We start from the raw sequence: 18522 nt of genomic DNA on the forward strand, positions 1-18522 counted from the left end.
TTTAGGCAGGCGTTGCCGCGGCGGGTGAAATTAATGCTGTTATGATGTAACAATTCATGTGTGGCGATTTTTAGCTTATTTCCAGTAACGGCAGTATCCGACCACCGTTACTGGAAGAGCCCATTTTATGGCGTCTGCGGTTGCTCATTGGCCACGGCAGTTTTCGCTGGCTCCGCCGCCTGATTTTCTTCGCGGTACTTTTGCTTATCCCAGGCGCGGAAGAACGGATAGTAAATTGCCATTGAAATCAGCAAATTGACCACCTGGATCACCGTTCCTGAAATATGGCCGCCGGTTGCCAGATAACCACTAATGAAAATCGGCGTGGTGAACGGCAAGGCAATGCCAACCGGAGGTGTCACCAGCCCGGTGGCCATCGCGCTGTAGGTCACAATCACCAGCACCACCGGGGTCAGGATAAACGGCAGGAAGAAGTACGGGTTCATCACCAAGGGGATGCCGAACACCATGGGTTCACTGATGTTGAACAGACAACCCGGCGCAGCGATTTTCCCCAACTGTTTCATCTGGGCGCTACGGCTGCGCAACAGCATAAAGATCACCAGCCCCAACAGGGCTCCCGTCCCGCCGGGGGCAATCCAGAGGTCGTAGAATTGCTGGGTGATAATGTGCGGGATCGGCTGATTGGTCTGAAACGCCACCAGGTTTTCAGACATATTCGCCAGCCACACCGGTTGAATAAACACCAGTACGATGGCGTCGCCATGCAGCCCCAGCGTCCACAGCAGACCTATCAGAATGACCGAGAAAATCATCCCGGGAAGTGTCCCACCCACGTGATGCATCGGAATGCCGATAAGCGTAGCGATCATGGTGTTGATATCGCCAAACGGCGTAGCCTCAACAATCAAACGCAGCAGCAAAATCACTGCCAGCGCGCAGAACCCCGGGATCAGGGCCAGGAAGGATTTGGCTACCGCCGGCGGCACCCCTTCCGGCATGTTGATCACCAGATTACGGTTATGCACAAAACGGTAAATTTCCGTCGATAACAGCGCCACTACAATCGCCACAAACAGCCCCTGGCTACCGATAAAATTCATCGGCAGCACGCCTTTAACAATTTGCTCTGCGGCCCCTTTCACCGGTGCAAACAGCGTATGCTGAGGAATGGTCATGATAAACGCCACCAGCGAAACCGCACCGGTACTGAGCGGATCCATCCCACGGTATTTTTCCGCCAGCCGGTAGGCAATGCCAAAGCTGGAGATTATCGCCATGATGTCGTAGGTCGCCTTGACCGGGTACAGTAGTTTATCTCGCCACGCTGCGCCAAATACCTCGCCCATCAGATTGGCGTAGCTGGGGATCGGTAAGTAAGCGAAAATCAGGAAAAATGACCCGATTAACATAAACGGCATGTTGAGAATTATGCCGTCCCGCACCGACAGAATATGTTTTTGCCCGGCAATTTTTAACGCCGTCGGCAACACGTAACGTTCCAGAATGCTATTTAAACCCGCCATCATCCCCCCTGCCCGGCAAAGCCGGCTGTCGTGATTGTTATTATGGAATATCGACTTAATTAAACTGCGGTAGATAGGCCTGGTTCAGCCTCAACACTTCGTCCAGCAAGGGTTGCGCAATGCCGACACCGCCAATCAACGGGTTCACCACCAGCGCTAACAGCGCACTCTGACGATCGCCATGCACCGCCGCCTCTATGGTCAGGCGTTCAAAATCTTTAACCTGTTGAGTCAGTCCGTTCATGGCCAGTGGCAACGGGCCGAAGCTCAGCGGATGCGCGCCCAGTGCATCGATCACACAGTTGGTTTCAATGACCGCATCATCGGGCAAGCCCTGAATCGCACCGTTATTGCGAGTATTCACCACTAACACCTTGCCGCTGTTATTGTGAATTGCGCGGATCAATTCGACCGCCACCTCAGAATAGAAGGCACCCCCGCGGAAACTCAGTTGCTCCGGTTTTTTATCCAGCGTCGGATCGGCATATAAGGCAAATAACTCCGCTTCCACCTTCATCACCTGCTCGGCACGGGTGCCCTGTGCAGCAGCCGCTTCCAGCTCTTCTTCCAGCATGCCGGCGGTCTGATAAAAATAGCGATGATACGGACAAGGGATTGCCCCCAGTGCCTGCAGAAATGCCGGTGGCCACGGCAGGTCTTTGATGTTGTTCATCGACAGCGTTTCGCCATTGCTTAACATTTCCAGCACTTTGGCGGTCACATCCTTACCGCTTTGTGTCACCTGATGCACCCACACCATATGGTTCAGCCCGGCAAACCGCAGGTCTACCTGATCGTGCGGCGCTTTCAGCATATCGGCGATCATGTGATGCATGGTGATCGGCACGTTGCACAACCCAATAATCTTCGCCTTGCTGTAACGTGAAACCGCTTCGGTAACGATCCCCGCCGGGTTAGTGAAGTTGATAATCCAGGCATCCGGCGCCACCGCCTCCACCACGCGTGCCACCTCCAGCATCACCGGAATGGTGCGCAACGCCTTGGCAAAACCGCCGACACCGGTGGTTTCCTGGCCCAGTCGCTGGTATTTCAGCCCCAGACGCTCATCGGCGGCGCGGGCGGCCAGTTGCCCCACTCGCAGTTGAGTCAGCACAAAGCTGGCACCGCGAATGGCCGGTTCCAGCGTGAAATGCACCGAAACCACTACCTGCTCCAGCCCATTGCGCTTGAGCATTCTTTTGGTCAACTCCGCAATGATGCCCACTTTCTCACGGCCGGATTCCACATCAACCAGTGCCAGTTCGGTTAACGGCACATCCTGATAATGCGCAATCAATCCTTCGACCAACTCCGGCGTGTAGCTGCTGCCCCCGCCTATTACGGTGATTTTAGTCATTGCCTGCCCCCTGGGGTAAACGACGATAAAGTTCGATCATGTCAGTGGCCAGATCCTGGATCAGCATCGCATTCATCAAATGATCCTGCGCGTGCACCAAAATTAAACTGACCGGTACCCTTCCACAGCCTTCATCCATACCAATCAGCGCCGTCTGCATACTATGTGCCCGGCCAATACCGGCCTTCGCCTCTTCCAGCCTGGCGCTGGCGGCTTCAAACTCACCGCGACGCGCCAACTGCAATGCAGAAAGCAGCGAGCTACGCGCACTACCGGCATGAACCAGCAATTCCATTACGCTAGTTTCCAAATCCATCATTACCTCCCCCGGCCTGATTCCAGACACGGCGATCCCACCGCGGGTTAATAAAAAAGCCCGTGGTAAATCAATAAATAAATGAATATAGGGAACGGCGTCCCCAGAATGTTATCAGCCCAGCAGGCTAAGCGCCTTGTCCAGCACCTTATCGCCGCGCATGGTGCCGTAATCCATCATGTCAATAACCGCCACGGCTTTTCCCAATGGTGCCGCCAGTTCGGCCAGCCGCGCATGTTCATATTTCACCTGCGGCCCCAACAGGACAATGTCTGCCCGCCCCAGGATGCGTTCAAAATCTGCCACCGGAACGGCTTCGATCTCGATATCCAGCGCCCGTTTTTGCGCTTCGTTTTTCATTTTTTGTACCAACATGCTGGTCGACATTCCTGCCGCGCAGCATAAGACGATTGTTTGCATTTTTCAGTGTCCCGGTTGTTAGCCACCACGGCTGTTCAAATATAAAACAGCGCTGTAACACGCTTGTAAATACCTTAGAACTATACGATTTGATTATGCTTTTCACTTAATCATTTAAAAACAATAAGTTAACATTAAATTATTATGAAAATTTTTTTCAACACTGTGACCGGCGATCGAATTTTTGGTTCGCAAATTGAAATACTTCTTTTAAATCGTTTAAAAACAAAAGGATAAAAATACAACGAATCAACGCTGAGATGGGTGTCGTGTTTTACAACACTGTGCATTGAAAATTATTTTCATTGATTTATTCTGCCGGTCAGGGCTTTATAGCGTGCGAAAAACAGGCTAGTTTGAAGCACCGGGCATCGGTTGGCATAACAGAAGGGACACTGCAGTTATGGATCTCGTTTACCACATTCAGTTCCGTCAGGATCCGTTCAACCGGCAGGAGGCAAAAATTGCCCGAACCATCCTGGACAATCCCGGATTCACTTCAACCGCGACTATCGAACAGTTGGCAGAACGGGCCGGCGTCAGTACCGAGATCGTTGCCCATTTTGCCCAGTCTCTTGGTTGTCAGGATCTTAACGACTTTATCTCGTTGATGCGCACACAGCCTGTACCGGTAACCCCGCCAGCAGCCGTGGCGCAACCGGTACTGGGCGGCATGGATATCGCCTTCGCTTCCGCCGCCGGTATCGGCAAACTGCCCGGTGTCAGCCCCACGGCGTTGAGTCGCTTCGCCAAATCCATCGGTTGTGAAGATATCGGCGATATCGTCTATCAAATCCGCGCGCGGCAAAACCAACTCAGCCAGCAGGAAGCCAAGGTTGCACAGGCCATTTTGGACGATATCGCCTTCGCCTCTTCCGCGACCATAGAGCTGCTGGCCAGTCAGGCAGGGGTCAGCCCGGCAACCATCACCCGTTTCGCCAAAACCATAGGTTGTGATGATATTCGCGATCTGCGCATGAAACTGGCGCAGGCCAGCGTCAGTGGATCACGCTATTTGACTGCCCAAACGACGCCCAATGGGCCACCTCGTTTGTGGCTGCAACGCGTCAATGACGTGGAAACCACGCTGCATCAACAGCTGCAACAGGTAGAACATTCGGCATTAATCGACGCCAGCCAACAGATAAGCCAGTGCAAAAGCGTGCATATTTTTGGCGTAAACAGCATGGCGTTGTACGTCAACGAGCTGCAACAACGCCTGGTGGGTTTGGGCTATCCCGCTTTTGCCTGCCAGGATGCGGCACTCATGCGCATGACGGCCTCCACCCTGAGTACGCAACAGTGTGTGATACTGCTCTCGCTGAGTGGGGAAAATACCGACTTGCTCAATGCCGCCAAGCTGGCCGGCGCCACCGGCGCTTATCGCATCGCGTTGACCCCAGCAGGCAGCACTCTGGCATCACTGGCAGATAGGGTCTTGCCCCTGAGTGGTGGGAGTGCAGCACGCTACGGGTTGATGCTGACTCTGGATCTATTGCTGGCTCAGTTGCTGCCAGAAAGCCTCGGTGCGCAAGCGGAAGATTAAATCCGCAAAACACCCCTTAACTATGGCTATCACCTGAGGATTTTCCTAATTAGCCATCCAGATTGCTACTGCCTATTGATGGGAATAATCTTACTACGTTATCGTTAACATTCCACTTAGGTAGCGACCTAAGTGAAATTTGTACGACTTTAATTTTTATATGGCTTCTCTGCCAGCTTCGGCTGGCACTTTAAATTTCATCAGCGGTAAAATTCCATGATCGATTATTCCCTTTACGGTCTCAACGATAGAGATATCGAGACGTACCGTGAACAAATTTACAGCCTGCTCGGCAAGGGCGTCATTCAGGTGCTCTCCGCCAACAAGGCCATCAGCAAACAAAGTATTCTCGCCTATCTGATCAAAGAGATCGAAACACAACCCGATGACCATTGCCAAAAGCTGCACAGGGCGGCAATTGAAGTCATTGGCGTCACTGGCCGCTAAGGAACTGCATGCGAAAATCGGATCTATGCACCATCATCTCTATCATCGCCGTGGTGGCCCTGATGTGGGTGGCGAACTGTAGCGCTGATCTAGCCCCGCCGTTTGGCATTCACTAATGCGGCCAGGCCTTAGGGAGAAATAGATAACAGCAGCCCCGGCTCCATCGCCGGGTATTGCGCCAGGCCAGAATGATTGTTGTCGTTTGGGAGACTGTAAATTATTTGCGCACGAATAAAATAAAGGGATATCAGGAAGGTATGGCTCAGCGGGGAACAGGCACAAAAAAACCGCCTTCCGGCGGTCACGACATTACTGCTTATTGCTTGTTATTCTTGAATTTATTTTCCTGGTACCCGGGGCGGGACTTGAACCCGCACAGCCATAAGCCGAGGGATTTTAAATTCATCGCTTACATATTAAAAAACAATATGTTACGTAAAAAATCAGAACATGGATTAATAATCGTATACTTTAAATTCATATGGTTAGCTCATGGTTAACCGTTATCTTCTGAAATATTTAGAACATAAAAAAGCATAAGTTCATGATGCGGCGGGTGGGCGCCCCTTCACTGCTTTTCTCTCACCAAAGCAGCCGCATCCCTCAGCACACCTTTGTAAAGCGTATTGCCCACAGTCTTTCGCTTCAACTGCAATTAGTCGGTAATATTGAGGCGACTAACGTCCATACCATTGGCGATAAGATCGATCACCGCGGCACCAATCTCGTTGGCTATGAACATTGCGCGTTGTTCGTCAGTTTCCATTGTTCCTCCCCATTGCTCTGTAAGCACGTATGTATTGTGTGCCACACGTTTCTGAAAAACTCCACATTAATCATCAATACATAATGTTCTCATGTACATGGCCTAGAAAATTTTGCCTTCAGCATGACGCAGTGGCAAAATACAGTAAATCTAATTTTAAGAATTTTGCGCATTGAATACTTTTTTACGTTATGCATCAGTAGGTGTGATGAACACCTGTGCTCATTGGGCTGTTTTTGCGCTCATGCTGCTTGGCGGCTCCTCACAGTCGATCTCTAACGTTGTTGCTTTCTGCATCGCAGTAACCATTTCATTCTTTGTAAACGCTAGGTGGACGTTCAAATCAGAGGCAACAACAATCCGGTACGTGATGTATGTGCTGTTTATGGGCGGCATGGCATTCTTGGTAGGTTGGCTAGCAGACAAAATGGATGTAAAGCCAATTATTACACTGATTACTTTCTCTGCGGTAAGCCTAATATGTGGTTTCATTTACTCTAAATTTTTTGTATTCAAGGATGATTAATGAAAGTTTCCTTGGTAGTTCCTGTGTTTAATGAAGAAGAAACAATACCTGTCTTCTATAAGTCAGTACGCGAATATAAACCAATTTCCGATTATGACATTGAGATTATTTTCATTAATGATGGTAGTTCAGATAAAACAGAAAGCATTATATCTTCATTATCCTTGGCAGATAGCAATGTTAAATCTATAAACTTTACACGTAATTTTGGTAAGGAACCTGCCCTCTTCGCTGGATTAGAATCATCTACTGGTGATGTGATTATTCCTATAGATGTTGACTTGCAAGATCCAATAGATGTCATCCCACGATTGATTCAGCGATGGGAAAATGGCGCAGAAGTGGTTTTAGCAAAGCGCATTGATAGAAAATGTGATGGAAGAATGAAGCGTAAAAGTGCAGAGTGGTTTTATAAAGTTCATAATAAAATAAGTGAACCTGTAATAGAGGAAAACGTTGGTGATTTTAGGCTTATGTCTCGAGAGGTGGTAGATAATATCAAACTACTCCCAGAGCGGAATTTATTTATGAAGGGAATATTAAGTTGGGTCGGGGGTAAAGTTGATGTTGTAGAATACAACAGAGCTGAGCGTATCGCCGGCACAAGTAAGTTCAATGGTTGGAAGCTTTGGAACTTGGCCATTGAAGGAATCACCAGTTTTTCGACATTCCCACTTAGAATATGGGCATATCTTGGTTTTTTCGTTGCAACCTTATCCTTCCTATATGGAACATGGATGATTTTAGATAAAATTATTTGGGGTAACCCTGTGGCAGGCTACCCATCTATCATCGTTTCCATCCTCTTTCTTGGAGGCGTACAGCTCATAGGCATTGGTGTCCTTGGTGAGTATATTGGCAGGATTTATATTGAAACAAAATGTAGACCACGTTATATAGTGAAAAAGTGAGACATAAATTCAAATGATCTGCAAAAACGACAAAAAAATATTGGCACTGTACTCAGGATTAGCTCTGCTATTCATATACCCTCTTATCCAAGCTGGGGTATTTTACAGGGATGATTTAGATAGGGCTATAACAGGGCAATATGGATGGCGAGGGCTAGGAAGACCCGTGGCTGATATCCTAATGAAAATACTGTCTGCAAGCGGTCACTACAATCTTGACCTATTCCCATACACAATGATTACGTCCTGTCTGTTCATAGGGGCGTCATCTTTATTGTTAAAAAAGCACTTAACCAAAATGGATGTTCAACATCCTATTTTCGTCGCTGCGTTTTTGATATTCAATCCTTACATGCTGCAAAATATCGCCTATAGATATGACTCGCTTGGTATGGCTTTGGCTTTTTTCCTTGCTGTTTTATCTTACACTTATAGCAACAAAAATCTAATCCACGAAGTGGCAGTAAAAATAGTTTCCGGAGTCCTTGCATTAACTCTATATCAACCATGTGCAAATATCTTTATAGGTCTACTTGCTGTAGACATTATTATATTTGGGCTTAAGAGCTGCTTAGAGATACATCACTTTACGAAGCTTGTCGCAAGAAAAGCTTGTGAATTCATTTCATTTTACATTGTTTATATGTTGCTATTTTCAACAAAAAGCAACTCTCGCTCGGAATTAATAACCCCAGATATTGATGGCTATAGAACGCTAGTTAATACCGTGAAAGATTTATATGAAATGATTGCATCTTACTTTCATGGTCCTGTGTATATTTACTTCTTAATTCCTGCATTTTTTATAATTGCATTTTCAATAAAGAGGTCAGTTCAAAAAAACAACAACTTTGTTTCACTTTCAATACTGATAGTTATTTCCATATTTGTTTTTTTAATTTCACTTTTAGGCCCGACAATATTTCTGCGGGATTCGCCCGTTTTTCCGAGAACATTAGTATCATTCTCAGTGCTGTTTGTAATTATAGCCACCTCAATCGTTGAGCTTGCACCAAAAGCAAAGCATCTTGCGTTAATACCTTTAATTACAGCCTTTGCTTTTAGCGCTCAATTAAGTAGCGCTATGAAATCGCAGCGTGAATATGAAGACTTTGTATTTGACATGATATCCAGAGACATCATTAGTCACCCTAATGTGAAACTTATTGGCACAATCGGTCAAGTTAACATTAATGAGAGAGCAAGGTTACTGATGGATAACAAACCATTAATAGGATATTTCCTTAGCCCCGCGGCTGAATTTCTGGCATCATTCCAATTAATTAATAAAGGGTTGCCGAAAACCCTGCATGGTTATGGTGACGAGCAAAGCAATAAAAACAAACTTGCATATATAGTAGGTAAAGGAATCACCCCTTTTTCGTCTAACAAGGACTATTCACTTTACTTTTTCGATAATGAAGTCATAGTTTCCTTGGGTGCCAATAAAAATTAACACCTTTTAAAACCGGCCCTCCCTGCAGAGGGCCATTGTTTTAAAGCGGCGGGTTGGGCCATGCGATTTTATCTGCTAAGTGTATATCAACAGCCTGAACTTTCTGCACATACTCCATCCATGTAATTAGAGATACCTTATCAGTATCGGTAATTATCCCCAACATCAATTGAGTTTGCCAAGCCTGAGTTTTTTTATTGGCTTCGTCCAAAAGTAACTTCTTCTGAGCTTGAGCCTGCGCCTTGTATTCTTCCTTGGTGTAGGTGCGGGGAGTAATTTTTTTACCATTAAAAACCCATTCCCCGGCGTCTGATAGCCCACGCGGCGCGCTTTTCTCGCTCACTTCAACAACAGATAAATTAATTGGCCAAAGCATCGAAACATCACGCGCCACGGCCAATATGATGCCATCGGCATCATAGGCAACTTTCACAGTATCGGCGGAAAAGTCCTTTTGGCTTTCATACCAATCATTGCCATCTTCATCACGTAGATAGGCAACCGTCTTGCCTAACGCTGGTTCATCGGGGGTGTACTTTTTGAGATTTTTTAAATTCTTCATAATTATACCGTTCCTACAGTGGCCCATTGTCCATTAATCAAAACTTGGATGGCCGAATATGCCCCCCATGTATCGGGATTGTAGTTCGCACCAGACATGCCGGTATAAACACAACCTGACGGTAAATCAATGCGCCCCCCTGAGTCCCTAATAACAGTTCGGCCAGAGAGCCTCACGGCATTGACTAAATTCTGATAGGCCCAGTTTTGCGCGTTATTTTGTGCGTTAGAAATATTTTGGTTAAGCCAGTTACTGAGATAGCCTCCCCATATGGAGCCAGACAGATTCCCATCTTGATAAAGTTTACCTCCATTGCTTCCCCCTGCGCCAACAGTAGCCCCGGCACTGAATGAGCCATCATTCCTAAATTCATACCAGCCATCAGCACCACCATTAGCCACATGAATGCCAAGAAAGTGATACTCACCCATGCGCTCAGCCTGATATATATCAACAAACAAATTTCCTGCGCCTTGAATCCGCATGCCGTTAGTTTGCCGATAGTTATTCACGGGGTCCTGTAACCCCTGCTTCACAATAAACTCCATGCCTTTAACGAAGAGCGTTCGACCAACAGTTATATCATTCCCTGTAGATAATCCATCCCTGACAGTTAGCCAATCTATCGTGTCGCCAGTCTTATAAATAAAACGACCATCCGACTCTTGTTTTGTATAAGCATTTACATCGGCAGCGGTGGGTTTGTAATCAGTAGTGTAGATGCGACTCCATTTCACACCGTTTGCAGGTGTGTTTGACGAACCGACATAGGCAGCACCATTTCCTGAAACGGCAATATATCCCGTTGAAGGTGCTGCATCACATGGCAGACTCACCACGCCGGCTGCAATATTGCCTGTAATTGGTGGCGCGTTAGCCGAAGACACATTAACGCGGTAAAATTGCGCTACGTTGCTGTAAGCGTCCGATTTAGCTACTGGCCCCAATCCCAGGCCGTACATCGGCAGCGTTACATTACCGCCGACATCTGGGCCGATTGAATTAACCGTCCGGACGGAGCCAACATCCGTGGTTGGGTTCAGTACGATAAACCTCTCTTGCTCAGCGTTGAACACCGTCAGGAATGGTGTTTTGGCAACGATATCCCCTGCCCGTAATGCCGTATTACTGCCCTTCACCAGCGGGTAAGTTCCCATCACACGGCCACCCATAGTCAACTGCAGCGTGCTGGCACCGGTATTGTTCAGGGTGGGGTAAATGAGGAGCGGCGTTTTTAATGCCCAGTCTGTGGAGCCGTTCAGGAAATAGGTTGCCGGCAGCGCCAGCGTTAACCCATTCGCCGTACCGCCGGCCACCGCCGACGTGTAATGGCCGCTTTGCAATTGCTCGATCTGCACGAACTGATTTTCTGAACCCCGCGTCGCAAAGTTGGCGATCACATCGTTCAGGGACCAACCCTTAGCCGCGGTGCCTTCCTGACCCCGTACAATCGTCAGCATATCGTTGTTGACTTCCGTAAGGTGGCAAACTTCGAACACGGTTTCTTTCGCATCCGTGAGCGTAATTTTCGCGTAGGTCTTAAGAAGGTTTGAGTCGTTAGCGTAGTCGTAAGTGAGCAGACCGGCGAACAGCGCCCCCGCGCCTGGCATCACCTGTATTGTGGTCTGGGTCGCCGTAATATCTGCTGCCAACGACGACACGACGTTGTTTCCAAATCCAATAATCATTGTGCAACCACCGTTACAGAGTAGGTATAAACAAAGGGGAGCTTGACCAGAGACTGGCTGATCGCATCTTTCAGGAAATAGCCGACGCCATCGCCATAATCGGGGATCTGGATGGTGAACACGCCGTTATTGACCGTCACACTGATATCGAAGGTGCTTTGCAACGGCGGATCGATTCCATTAGTTCCATGAATAAATCGCGCCAGGCGGCGCTTGAGCCAGTCGATGCAAAAGTGAGAACCGTCACCTTTGTAAAAATTCCAGGTCAGGATCCGTTTAAAATAATCATCGGGTACGTATGACGCCGAGCCGGGAACGTAATTCTTCAGACCGGCATAAGGAATGGCGTTGTACTCGATGGTGTTGTAGGCACCGCGGGCGATCGCATCCTCAGATATTTGCAGTAATGGCCGCCCTTCCCCGTAAATGCCGAGCGCTATCCAGTCCAGCAGTTCCCCCGTGATGGAGGGAGAAGTCCAGCACGGCAAATTAAGCGCATTGAGATAGTCAAGATACCCCTGCGCCAACGTGTTATAGGCAGTGAAGAATGCGACGATGTTGGGATCTTCGTTATATTGCGTATACGGATAAGCGGGAATGATTTTCTCAATGAGAGCTTGCATATTGCTTCACCTGTATTTGTGCTGCCGAGGTGGAGAAATAGGCGTAGGTGTCGCCATAAACCAGACTTGACTCTGGTGCCGGTGGTTTTATTGCGCCGTTAATCCCGATTTGAACCTGGATCATGGAAAGCAGCGACGCAGCAACCAGCCCCTCAACCGATTTCAGAAAAATATCCTGTATCTGGAAAATGTTTATCGGCTGTCCAACAGCGACAGCATTAACGTAATCGGCAATATTCTGCTGCACCGCTTTAGCAATGCCTTCCGGATCGATGTAGGTCGTCGAGGCTGAGTTCCAGGTGATCAGCACCACCACGTTTTGCGATGAAGGCACAACGAATGGCACCTGGTAGACGTCGGGGTAGACCGTGATCGGTATGGTTTTCTTTTCCACCTCCGCCCCCGATGGATTCGATACATCGTTGGTCAAAATGGAAATATCCGGCACGGCTTTATAAATCGCATAGGCGACTTCATAAGGATCACCACCACCGACGACGGCTACCCATTTTCCGAGCGTCGCCTGGCGGAACGAAATCAGGTTTTCCTGTACGCCAGCCACTTTTTGCAGGGATGATCGGTAGCAATCCGGCGTACCTTGCACCCCAAACATTCCGGACTGCAACACCTGCGCACGATACGACGCGGGGCTTTGCTCGTCCGTACCCGGTAAACCGGCAGTCAGATTAGTGCAGGTTATCTTGTAAGACTCCGGAACAGAGGTTTTCACCTGGTTAACTGTCCCTGCCGGCACTGCCCATATTCCCCCCGTCGTGGCCAGACAGTACTGGGGTTCCGTCTGTCCGCTGTCGGGGATCACCGTGTCTCGCCGGACGGTATACAGATAGGTGCCATCCCCTACTGTGAACCCCTTCTGAATACCAAACCCCGGCGGCCCCGAAAATACGACATACACCGATGTATTGGTGCCTTCGCCCTGTGGCACACCATAAGTGTTACCCAACTGCGTCAGAAGGTGTACATTCGCGCCGTAGGGGCTGCATGAGTTAATCAAATCGACCCGCGCCTGGTCGCAAACCAGCAACGCACCCACGCTGGTGCTGACCATGTCCTCTATCAATGAGCCGGGTAAATCGGTCGTGATCCCGGGTGAAAGCCGCGTTGCTGTTTCAATAACCTGCTGGCGCAACTCTTCCGCCGTTTTGGCGACCGGGCCGGAAATATCATAAATAACGGGTAAATCGCTCATACATACACCTTCGCCACTATTTTCGAACCCGAGTTGGTGATAACCGAAATGTCGTACACCGGCGGATCAACTTCGGTCAGTGCAATCTGAAGTGAAGAGAAATGGCCGCTGAATTGCTGTTGCAGCCGGTTCACGTAAAACGTGGGGATAATCTGCTGGATCACAGAACCGTTGGCAGGAATGCCGTGATTCGCAAAAAAGGGGGGCTCCTGCGGTGCCAGCTTGAGGTTTTGAACTAGCGTGGTGAGATAGACGGCATCGTTAAAGCCGTTCGCGTCAGTGGCGATCGTGACCCACTTGCCGGATTCATCCTGCCCGTATGTTCTCATTCGGTAATGCTCCCGTCGAAACTTGTTGTCGGCCCTCCGGTGTCTTGCCCATCGTTACCGTTACTGTGCTGATGGGAATTCACCCAGGTAAGCAGTTGCTGCCAGCCCTCATGCATAATGGCGGGGCTGGTGCTGGCCTGACCATCAGTCAGGGTTCCGCTCTGGCCAGTCAGCGACCATGAGCCCTTTGTCAGCGTCAGCACGGTACTGCCCACCGTGACCTTGAACTGCTCAGGCGTGGCAATCGTGATGCTCTCCGGCGTTAGCAGGAACGTCGTCTTGCTGCCGGCATCGCGTATCGTGACGCCTTCCGGGCCATACAACGTGAGCACTTGTCCGTCGACGTTCTCCCATTCCGTGTGACTGATCGGCAAAAACACCAGCGCGCTGAGATTGGCCGGCGGAGTGAGATCGGCAGTGCCCCCGCCCTGTCCGCTGGCCCCACCCAGGTAGGTATCCGCCGGGATGACAATCCCCCTGTCTCCCGGTTGCATGGGATAGCGGATGTACTGTGGGCCGAACAAGGGGATAGTGATCTGCGGCAGCATGTACGGAATATCGCGAAGCAGGAATGACACCGTGACCATATTTCCCGAGCGGATCACCACCGATGCGGGCAGTACCTTACCGGCCATTTGCATGGCGTCCGCGATTTTTTGGTCGGCGAACCGATGCATATTGCCGCCAAAACTCAGCTTTTTATCAATGCTCACGACGCCCCCAATTTCACGTCCGGGTGAGCTTCAATGACGGTCACCCAACTATTAGCGTCCGGTTGCCGGCTGTTGCCGAGCAGACGCACCGAAGACACCAGAAAATCACCGGTAAATGCAGCGTCATCACGAAACTGGGAATATGAAGATGCCTGTATCATCGGCCGAGAATCCTTAGGCATTCGGATATAATCCCCCACCTGAATGTCGCTGCGCATGACGCAGGGAATACTGACCGTACCAAATTGCACCCACGTTGGCTGACCGACCAAATCGGTAAATTCTATCTGTATCGGGTTTTGTCTACGGTAACCGCTGCTTTTTTTCGACTCTTTGTCGATTTGGTTTTCAATATCATTATCGAAAACACGGATTTCTTTGCCATTCACCACTGTTATTTCCACACCGGAATATTTACCGTCTTTGATGATGTTTTTACTCAGTGTTTTTAATTTCGTCGCCAGTTCAGAAAGGCTGCCGCAAAACATGTTGCTGTCGTAGTTATTCACCAAGCGGTCACTGATGCTTATCGAGAAACGGTAATCGCCCCCCATATTCTGAAAGCATTGTGTCAACGCAACAGACAGCTTGATCCCTTTATTCCACGGCAGTGTTAAATTGATCGGGGCCAACGGCGCGGGATTGACCGCAGAGACCGCCCCCGCCGTCACAATGAGATCTGTCCGTAGCTCGGTTCCCTGCCAGTTTCCCAACACCTGCCACACGGTCCCCTCCAACACCAGTCCTTGCTGTGCAGGCTTCGCCAGCGGTAACCCCTTCGACATGCCCACCCACATTTTTATCGTCATGCCAAACATATTCTGTCTGGCCTGCTGCATATCCTTCGGGCCTATCCCCCAAATGGTGATGCAGCTTTGCCCCATTGGCGTCGATTCACCAAAGCGTTGAATATCAAACTCAATCATTAAATTACCGGGATTGAACACACCATTTTTCAGACTGGAATATTGCTTGAAAAGTTTTCCGGGGTTACCGTTTTTATCGGGTGGGGCAAATATCTGAATATCATAGTACCGCATCAGTTGATTACCTCTATTTGCCCCGATGAATATCGCCACACCATTTTCGTGGCTGTGAATGCCCCGATAAGCAAGTTAATGTCGTACCCCATCGGCGAATCGATCATCGGCATGGTTAACAGGCGATTACCTGAGTTGTCCGTAATATTGAGATACCAGCGCTGCGCGGCAATATTCCATTTGGTCTGGCAGTTGTATACCTCACCGTCAAGCATCGGCGTAAAAACCATGCTTTTCTGCTCATTCCCGGAAAACGGATAAAGTGTTGTGCTCATAAATTAAACGCCCCGCTTAATTTACCGATAAGCCCGGTTACAGCATCAGAAACGCTACTGCCCAACGACGTATTCCCGAGTGCAGAAACCGTATTGGTCCAGGCGCTCTCCGTGGTTTTGTCGCCGTTATCAATCTTGCCCAAATAACTGTTAATCGCCTGCTCCGCGCCGGTTTCGGTAATCAGCGGTTGTTCAAAGTCCCACAACCATTGACGCTGCGGTAGCGGATCATTCGACCCCGTGACGTCCCGAACGGTACGCAGGATACAACCGCTATAAATCAGCGACGGGGTGGCCACGACGAACGTACCACCAAGATTGGCATGCGCCTGCAGGACGGCCTGCAATGCGCTGAGCGTGACCAGCTTTGTCAACGCTCCGGTGTTTTCATTCACCGGTGCATCCATCAGCATGGGAATGCGCAACGGTTGCGCCAGCAGTGCGTTAGCGGCGACAGCCTGATTAGCAAAGGGGTAACGGCCGATATCGTAATCAACCATGCTGGAACCCTGTGCGGCGCGCCAGTGGCAGAAATATTTATCCAGGTCGGTCAGATTTACCGCGCCGCCCATCAGGTTGCTGACAAAACTGGCGCTCTGCGTTAGCGCAACGATCGGCAGCATTCCTCCGGGGATACTCTGCGCAACACCGTCACAAAGGATCACCGGTGAGATTTCAAACCCCAACTTATAAAGTTCGCGGGTAAATGCCATTAACCATATCCTCCGAGTTGCGTGCTCGAAACAATCGCGCTGCCACCGGTGTTGTTGTACACCACCACACCGGCACTTCCTCCCCGTCGCTGATTATCCAAAATCTGCTGCAATATCTGATCGGTTTTGCTGGAGGATTGCTGGGTGAGTTGCTGCTGGGGATTACTTTGGGTAGAACCCGGCGCGCCTGAACCGTAGAGCTTTATGAACTGCTCTCGTACTCGTCCGGGGTATTCACGATTTTCCTTGCTGCCGCGATTCTTGCCGCCGTTATACCAGCGCAGCATTTCTTCAACATCACCGCCCGCCTGATTTTTTGCCCACTTCATTACCCTGGCACCGGCCATAATGTTGTCACGGGGGTTGTAGGGGTCCTCTCCGGGTTTAAAGTTGAAAGGCATCACCTGCATCAAGCCTTGCGCTCCCGCTTTGCTGACAGCATGTGTATTCCACGATGACTCTGCACCCGTTACCGCTTTTAGCAACTTGGCATCTAATCCGTATTTTTTGGCTGCCTCTTCAAAATATCCATCGTAATCAGATGGGTTTGTACCTGAGGCTCGTTTTTTTGCTGATTGGGCGTATTGCTCCGGTTGATTCCATTTGTTGTTTAAAATGCCATCATTACCGGCGCGTAATTTCCACCAAGGTTGATTGTCATCACTACCGGAGGGGTTACCATCACTGGAGAAAAACCCTTTTACGCCTTTCAACCATCCCCACACGCGGGGATCATCATCACTGCCTGGCGTATAGCTCTGGCCGGTCTGCGGGTCCGTCTGCTTTTCATCGCTTAGCATGGAAGAACCCGACTTAACATCATCCAATGTAATATCGGTTTTTCCGGTAACCCAATCGATCACCTTGCCAATAACCCGCGCCAGCCTTTCAACACCGGTCATAAACGACTCAACGTCGCTTTTGAAATCCGGGGATACCAGGTAGTTACCGAACCGTCTGATGCCATCTGCCAGCCCATCAAGCCATTTGCCCAGTTCAGGTGATTTAAGGACGGTATCCACTGCCTCAGAAAATGCATCTGACAGTTTCCCTAATTCCGGAGCCAATGGCGCAAGCCCACGAATAAAGGTGTTTTCAATACTGATCTTGCTGCGATCCAACTGAATATTAAAATCCTGCCATTGTTTCAGTTGCTGGTCGGTCACCTGAAGGCGTTGTGTATCTTTCTGGGCCTGCTTCGTCATCGCCTCGATTTCAGCATCGCTCATTTTTTTAAAGCGATTGAGATCGTCAAGGGTGAAGTAGTTAGTCAGGCCGTAAGCCTCAGCTCCCTGCTGCGAGCTGCCATTGCGCACAAAAATATCGCGTGCGCTTTTGATCATCTGTGGCAACAGTTTCGCCGGATCCTGATCAGGGTTATCAATCCCCATTGCCTTAAACTGCCAGCGCTTGCTCAGATCCAGTTGGCTGTCACGGATGGCACCCAACGTGCCGACAGGATTGCCGAGCACCTTCTGGTAGTTAACAGCGCTAGAATTAAGGCCGCCGGCGGTAGTTCCTAACCCCATCGCAGTGAACCGCTGCGCGGAAGCCGAACCCGCCAGGCGATTCATCCCCCACAAACCACCGGCCCCGGCCAACCCAGAAAACAGCCCCAGCACAGTCCCCCACGAGAGCAAACTAGTTGTGGCGTTTTTAATGTGGCCGGCCAGATCTTTGGCATCCTTGCTGGCTTTGCTCAGAAATTTACTGGCACCGCGATTTTTTTTGTTAAATTCAGACTGCGTTTTATTGGCTTTCTCAAGGTTTCCATTCAAACGGTCAAGGCCATCATTGACAGAGGCGATGGCTGCAACCCCTTCGTTGAATGACTGGGTGATCGCCTCCGTGCTACCCAGCACCTTCTCCGTCTGTTTGGCAGAATCCCCGATCCCCTGCGCCGCGCCCCGCCATTGCTCAGGCAAACCTTCAAGCGCCTTCTGGTACTCATTGAATTTTTCGAGGAACGCCTGAAATTTCTCGTCCTGAACATCAATTTCAACAACGGATTTAGCTGCCATTGAAATAGCCCTTCTGTCTTATTTCTTCCAGAATGAACCGCTGCCGGAAATGGAGCGGGCTTTTGTAGTTGCCGCAATCCAGTTCCCGACAGAGTTCGCTGAACCCCTCACAGGAG

Annotated in this window: 19 protein-coding genes; 5 read left to right on the forward strand and 14 right to left on the reverse strand. The window is 49.5% G+C overall.

Going from position 1 to position 18522, the window contains the following annotated elements; genetic code table 11:
- Positions 1-125: 125 nt before the first annotated feature.
- The 4 genes from celB to OCH02_RS22115 form a co-directional block, all read right to left on the reverse strand.
- The gene (celB, locus tag OCH02_RS22100) at positions 126-1487 is read right to left on the reverse strand and encodes a PTS cellobiose transporter subunit IIC (RefSeq protein ID WP_261432974.1); all 1362 of its coding nucleotides are present in this window, start codon (positions 1485-1487) and stop codon (positions 126-128) included.
- 55 nt (positions 1488-1542) lie between these two features.
- A complete protein-coding gene (locus OCH02_RS22105; RefSeq protein WP_261432975.1) occupies positions 1543-2844 on the reverse strand; it encodes a 6-phospho-beta-glucosidase in 1302 nt (433 codons plus the stop codon).
- Entirely contained in the window at positions 2837-3163 is a 327-nt protein-coding gene (locus OCH02_RS22110) for a PTS lactose/cellobiose transporter subunit IIA (RefSeq protein WP_261432976.1), read from the reverse strand. Before OCH02_RS22110 ends, OCH02_RS22105 begins: the two co-directional genes overlap by 8 nt.
- A 111-nt stretch (positions 3164-3274) precedes the next feature.
- Positions 3275-3580 carry a PTS sugar transporter subunit IIB gene (locus OCH02_RS22115; RefSeq protein WP_261432977.1) on the reverse strand — a complete coding sequence of 102 codons (306 nt, stop codon included), beginning with the start codon at positions 3578-3580 and terminating at the stop codon, positions 3275-3277.
- A 403-nt stretch (positions 3581-3983) separates the two neighbouring features.
- Here OCH02_RS22115 and OCH02_RS22120 point away from each other — a divergent pair, with 403 nt between their 5' ends.
- From OCH02_RS22120 to OCH02_RS22145, 5 genes are all read left to right on the forward strand, one after another.
- Positions 3984-5126, forward strand: coding sequence for a MurR/RpiR family transcriptional regulator (locus tag OCH02_RS22120; RefSeq protein ID WP_261432978.1), 1143 nt, complete (start codon positions 3984-3986; stop codon positions 5124-5126).
- Between the two features lie 216 nt (positions 5127-5342).
- Complete coding sequence (locus OCH02_RS22125) at positions 5343-5573, forward strand: biofilm development regulator YmgB/AriR family protein (RefSeq protein WP_261432979.1); 231 nt, start codon at positions 5343-5345, stop codon at positions 5571-5573.
- A gap of 938 nt (positions 5574-6511) precedes the next feature.
- Positions 6512-6865, forward strand: coding sequence for a GtrA family protein (locus OCH02_RS22135; protein WP_261432980.1), 354 nt, complete (start codon positions 6512-6514; stop codon positions 6863-6865).
- A complete protein-coding gene (locus OCH02_RS22140; protein WP_261432981.1) occupies positions 6865-7776 on the forward strand; it encodes a glycosyltransferase family 2 protein in 912 nt (303 codons plus the stop codon). The genes OCH02_RS22135 and OCH02_RS22140 overlap by 1 nt, the downstream gene beginning before the upstream one ends.
- Positions 7777-7789: 13 nt before the next feature.
- Positions 7790-9232, forward strand: a complete 1443-nt coding sequence (locus tag OCH02_RS22145) for a glucosyltransferase domain-containing protein (RefSeq protein WP_261432982.1) — start codon at positions 7790-7792, stop codon at positions 9230-9232.
- Between the two features lie 40 nt (positions 9233-9272).
- Here the strand turns inward: OCH02_RS22145 and OCH02_RS22150 are convergent, their stop codons facing one another.
- Genes OCH02_RS22150 through OCH02_RS22195 form a run of 10 tightly spaced genes read right to left on the reverse strand, consistent with a single transcriptional unit; the run spans position 9273 to position 18406 of the window.
- Positions 9273-9794: a tail fiber assembly protein gene (locus OCH02_RS22150; protein WP_261432983.1), complete on the reverse strand. Its 522-nt coding sequence runs from the start codon at positions 9792-9794 to the stop codon at positions 9273-9275.
- Between the two features lie 2 nt (positions 9795-9796).
- Complete coding sequence (locus OCH02_RS22155; RefSeq protein WP_261432984.1) at positions 9797-11482, reverse strand: hypothetical protein; 1686 nt, start codon at positions 11480-11482, stop codon at positions 9797-9799.
- Positions 11479-12105, reverse strand: a complete 627-nt coding sequence (locus OCH02_RS22160) for a hypothetical protein (protein WP_261432985.1) — start codon at positions 12103-12105, stop codon at positions 11479-11481. The genes OCH02_RS22155 and OCH02_RS22160 overlap by 4 nt, the downstream gene beginning before the upstream one ends.
- Positions 12089-13315: a baseplate J/gp47 family protein gene (locus OCH02_RS22165; RefSeq protein ID WP_261432986.1), complete on the reverse strand. Its 1227-nt coding sequence runs from the start codon at positions 13313-13315 to the stop codon at positions 12089-12091. Before OCH02_RS22165 ends, OCH02_RS22160 begins: the two co-directional genes overlap by 17 nt.
- Positions 13312-13644 (reverse strand): hypothetical protein, encoded by a 333-nt coding sequence (locus OCH02_RS22170; RefSeq protein WP_261432987.1) that lies wholly within the window; start codon positions 13642-13644, stop codon positions 13312-13314. The genes OCH02_RS22165 and OCH02_RS22170 overlap by 4 nt, the downstream gene beginning before the upstream one ends.
- A complete protein-coding gene (locus OCH02_RS22175; protein ID WP_261432988.1) occupies positions 13641-14357 on the reverse strand; it encodes a hypothetical protein in 717 nt (238 codons plus the stop codon). Before OCH02_RS22175 ends, OCH02_RS22170 begins: the two co-directional genes overlap by 4 nt.
- Positions 14354-15397, reverse strand: coding sequence for a hypothetical protein (locus OCH02_RS22180; RefSeq protein ID WP_261433041.1), 1044 nt, complete (start codon positions 15395-15397; stop codon positions 14354-14356). The genes OCH02_RS22175 and OCH02_RS22180 overlap by 4 nt, the downstream gene beginning before the upstream one ends.
- Positions 15397-15672 (reverse strand): hypothetical protein, encoded by a 276-nt coding sequence (locus tag OCH02_RS22185; protein WP_261432989.1) that lies wholly within the window; start codon positions 15670-15672, stop codon positions 15397-15399. The genes OCH02_RS22180 and OCH02_RS22185 overlap by 1 nt, the downstream gene beginning before the upstream one ends.
- Positions 15669-16385: a hypothetical protein gene (locus OCH02_RS22190; protein WP_261432990.1), complete on the reverse strand. Its 717-nt coding sequence runs from the start codon at positions 16383-16385 to the stop codon at positions 15669-15671. The genes OCH02_RS22185 and OCH02_RS22190 overlap by 4 nt, the downstream gene beginning before the upstream one ends.
- Positions 16385-18406, reverse strand: a complete 2022-nt coding sequence (locus OCH02_RS22195) for a lytic transglycosylase domain-containing protein (protein WP_261432991.1) — start codon at positions 18404-18406, stop codon at positions 16385-16387. Before OCH02_RS22195 ends, OCH02_RS22190 begins: the two co-directional genes overlap by 1 nt.
- Between the last annotated feature and the right edge of the window lie 116 nt (positions 18407-18522).

This window comes from Serratia quinivorans, from assembly GCF_946227985.1.
Taxonomy (GTDB): domain Bacteria; phylum Pseudomonadota; class Gammaproteobacteria; order Enterobacterales; family Enterobacteriaceae; genus Serratia; species Serratia quinivorans_A.

What these genes read in the sequence shown, in the direction of transcription:
- celB (WP_261432974.1), bottom strand. Translation starts at nt 1,487, where the DNA reads ATGGCGGGTTTAAATAGCATTCTGGAACGTTACGTGTTGCCGACGGCG.
- OCH02_RS22105 (WP_261432975.1), bottom strand. Translation starts at nt 2,844, where the DNA reads ATGACTAAAATCACCGTAATAGGCGGGGGCAGCAGCTACACGCCGGAG.
- OCH02_RS22110 (WP_261432976.1), bottom strand. Translation starts at nt 3,163, where the DNA reads ATGATGGATTTGGAAACTAGCGTAATGGAATTGCTGGTTCATGCCGGT.
- OCH02_RS22115 (WP_261432977.1), bottom strand. Translation starts at nt 3,580, where the DNA reads ATGCAAACAATCGTCTTATGCTGCGCGGCAGGAATGTCGACCAGCATG.
- OCH02_RS22120 (WP_261432978.1), top strand. Translation starts at nt 3,984, where the DNA reads ATGGATCTCGTTTACCACATTCAGTTCCGTCAGGATCCGTTCAACCGG.
- OCH02_RS22125 (WP_261432979.1), top strand. Translation starts at nt 5,343, where the DNA reads ATGATCGATTATTCCCTTTACGGTCTCAACGATAGAGATATCGAGACG.
- OCH02_RS22140 (WP_261432981.1), top strand. Translation starts at nt 6,865, where the DNA reads ATGAAAGTTTCCTTGGTAGTTCCTGTGTTTAATGAAGAAGAAACAATA.
- OCH02_RS22145 (WP_261432982.1), top strand. Translation starts at nt 7,790, where the DNA reads ATGATCTGCAAAAACGACAAAAAAATATTGGCACTGTACTCAGGATTA.
- OCH02_RS22150 (WP_261432983.1), bottom strand. Translation starts at nt 9,794, where the DNA reads ATGAAGAATTTAAAAAATCTCAAAAAGTACACCCCCGATGAACCAGCG.
- OCH02_RS22155 (WP_261432984.1), bottom strand. Translation starts at nt 11,482, where the DNA reads ATGATTATTGGATTTGGAAACAACGTCGTGTCGTCGTTGGCAGCAGAT.
- OCH02_RS22160 (WP_261432985.1), bottom strand. Translation starts at nt 12,105, where the DNA reads ATGCAAGCTCTCATTGAGAAAATCATTCCCGCTTATCCGTATACGCAA.
- OCH02_RS22165 (WP_261432986.1), bottom strand. Translation starts at nt 13,315, where the DNA reads ATGAGCGATTTACCCGTTATTTATGATATTTCCGGCCCGGTCGCCAAA.
- OCH02_RS22170 (WP_261432987.1), bottom strand. Translation starts at nt 13,644, where the DNA reads ATGAGAACATACGGGCAGGATGAATCCGGCAAGTGGGTCACGATCGCC.
- OCH02_RS22180 (WP_261433041.1), bottom strand. Translation starts at nt 15,397, where the DNA reads ATGCGGTACTATGATATTCAGATATTTGCCCCACCCGATAAAAACGGT.
- OCH02_RS22185 (WP_261432989.1), bottom strand. Translation starts at nt 15,672, where the DNA reads ATGAGCACAACACTTTATCCGTTTTCCGGGAATGAGCAGAAAAGCATG.
- OCH02_RS22190 (WP_261432990.1), bottom strand. Translation starts at nt 16,385, where the DNA reads ATGGCATTTACCCGCGAACTTTATAAGTTGGGGTTTGAAATCTCACCG.
- OCH02_RS22195 (WP_261432991.1), bottom strand. Translation starts at nt 18,406, where the DNA reads ATGGCAGCTAAATCCGTTGTTGAAATTGATGTTCAGGACGAGAAATTT.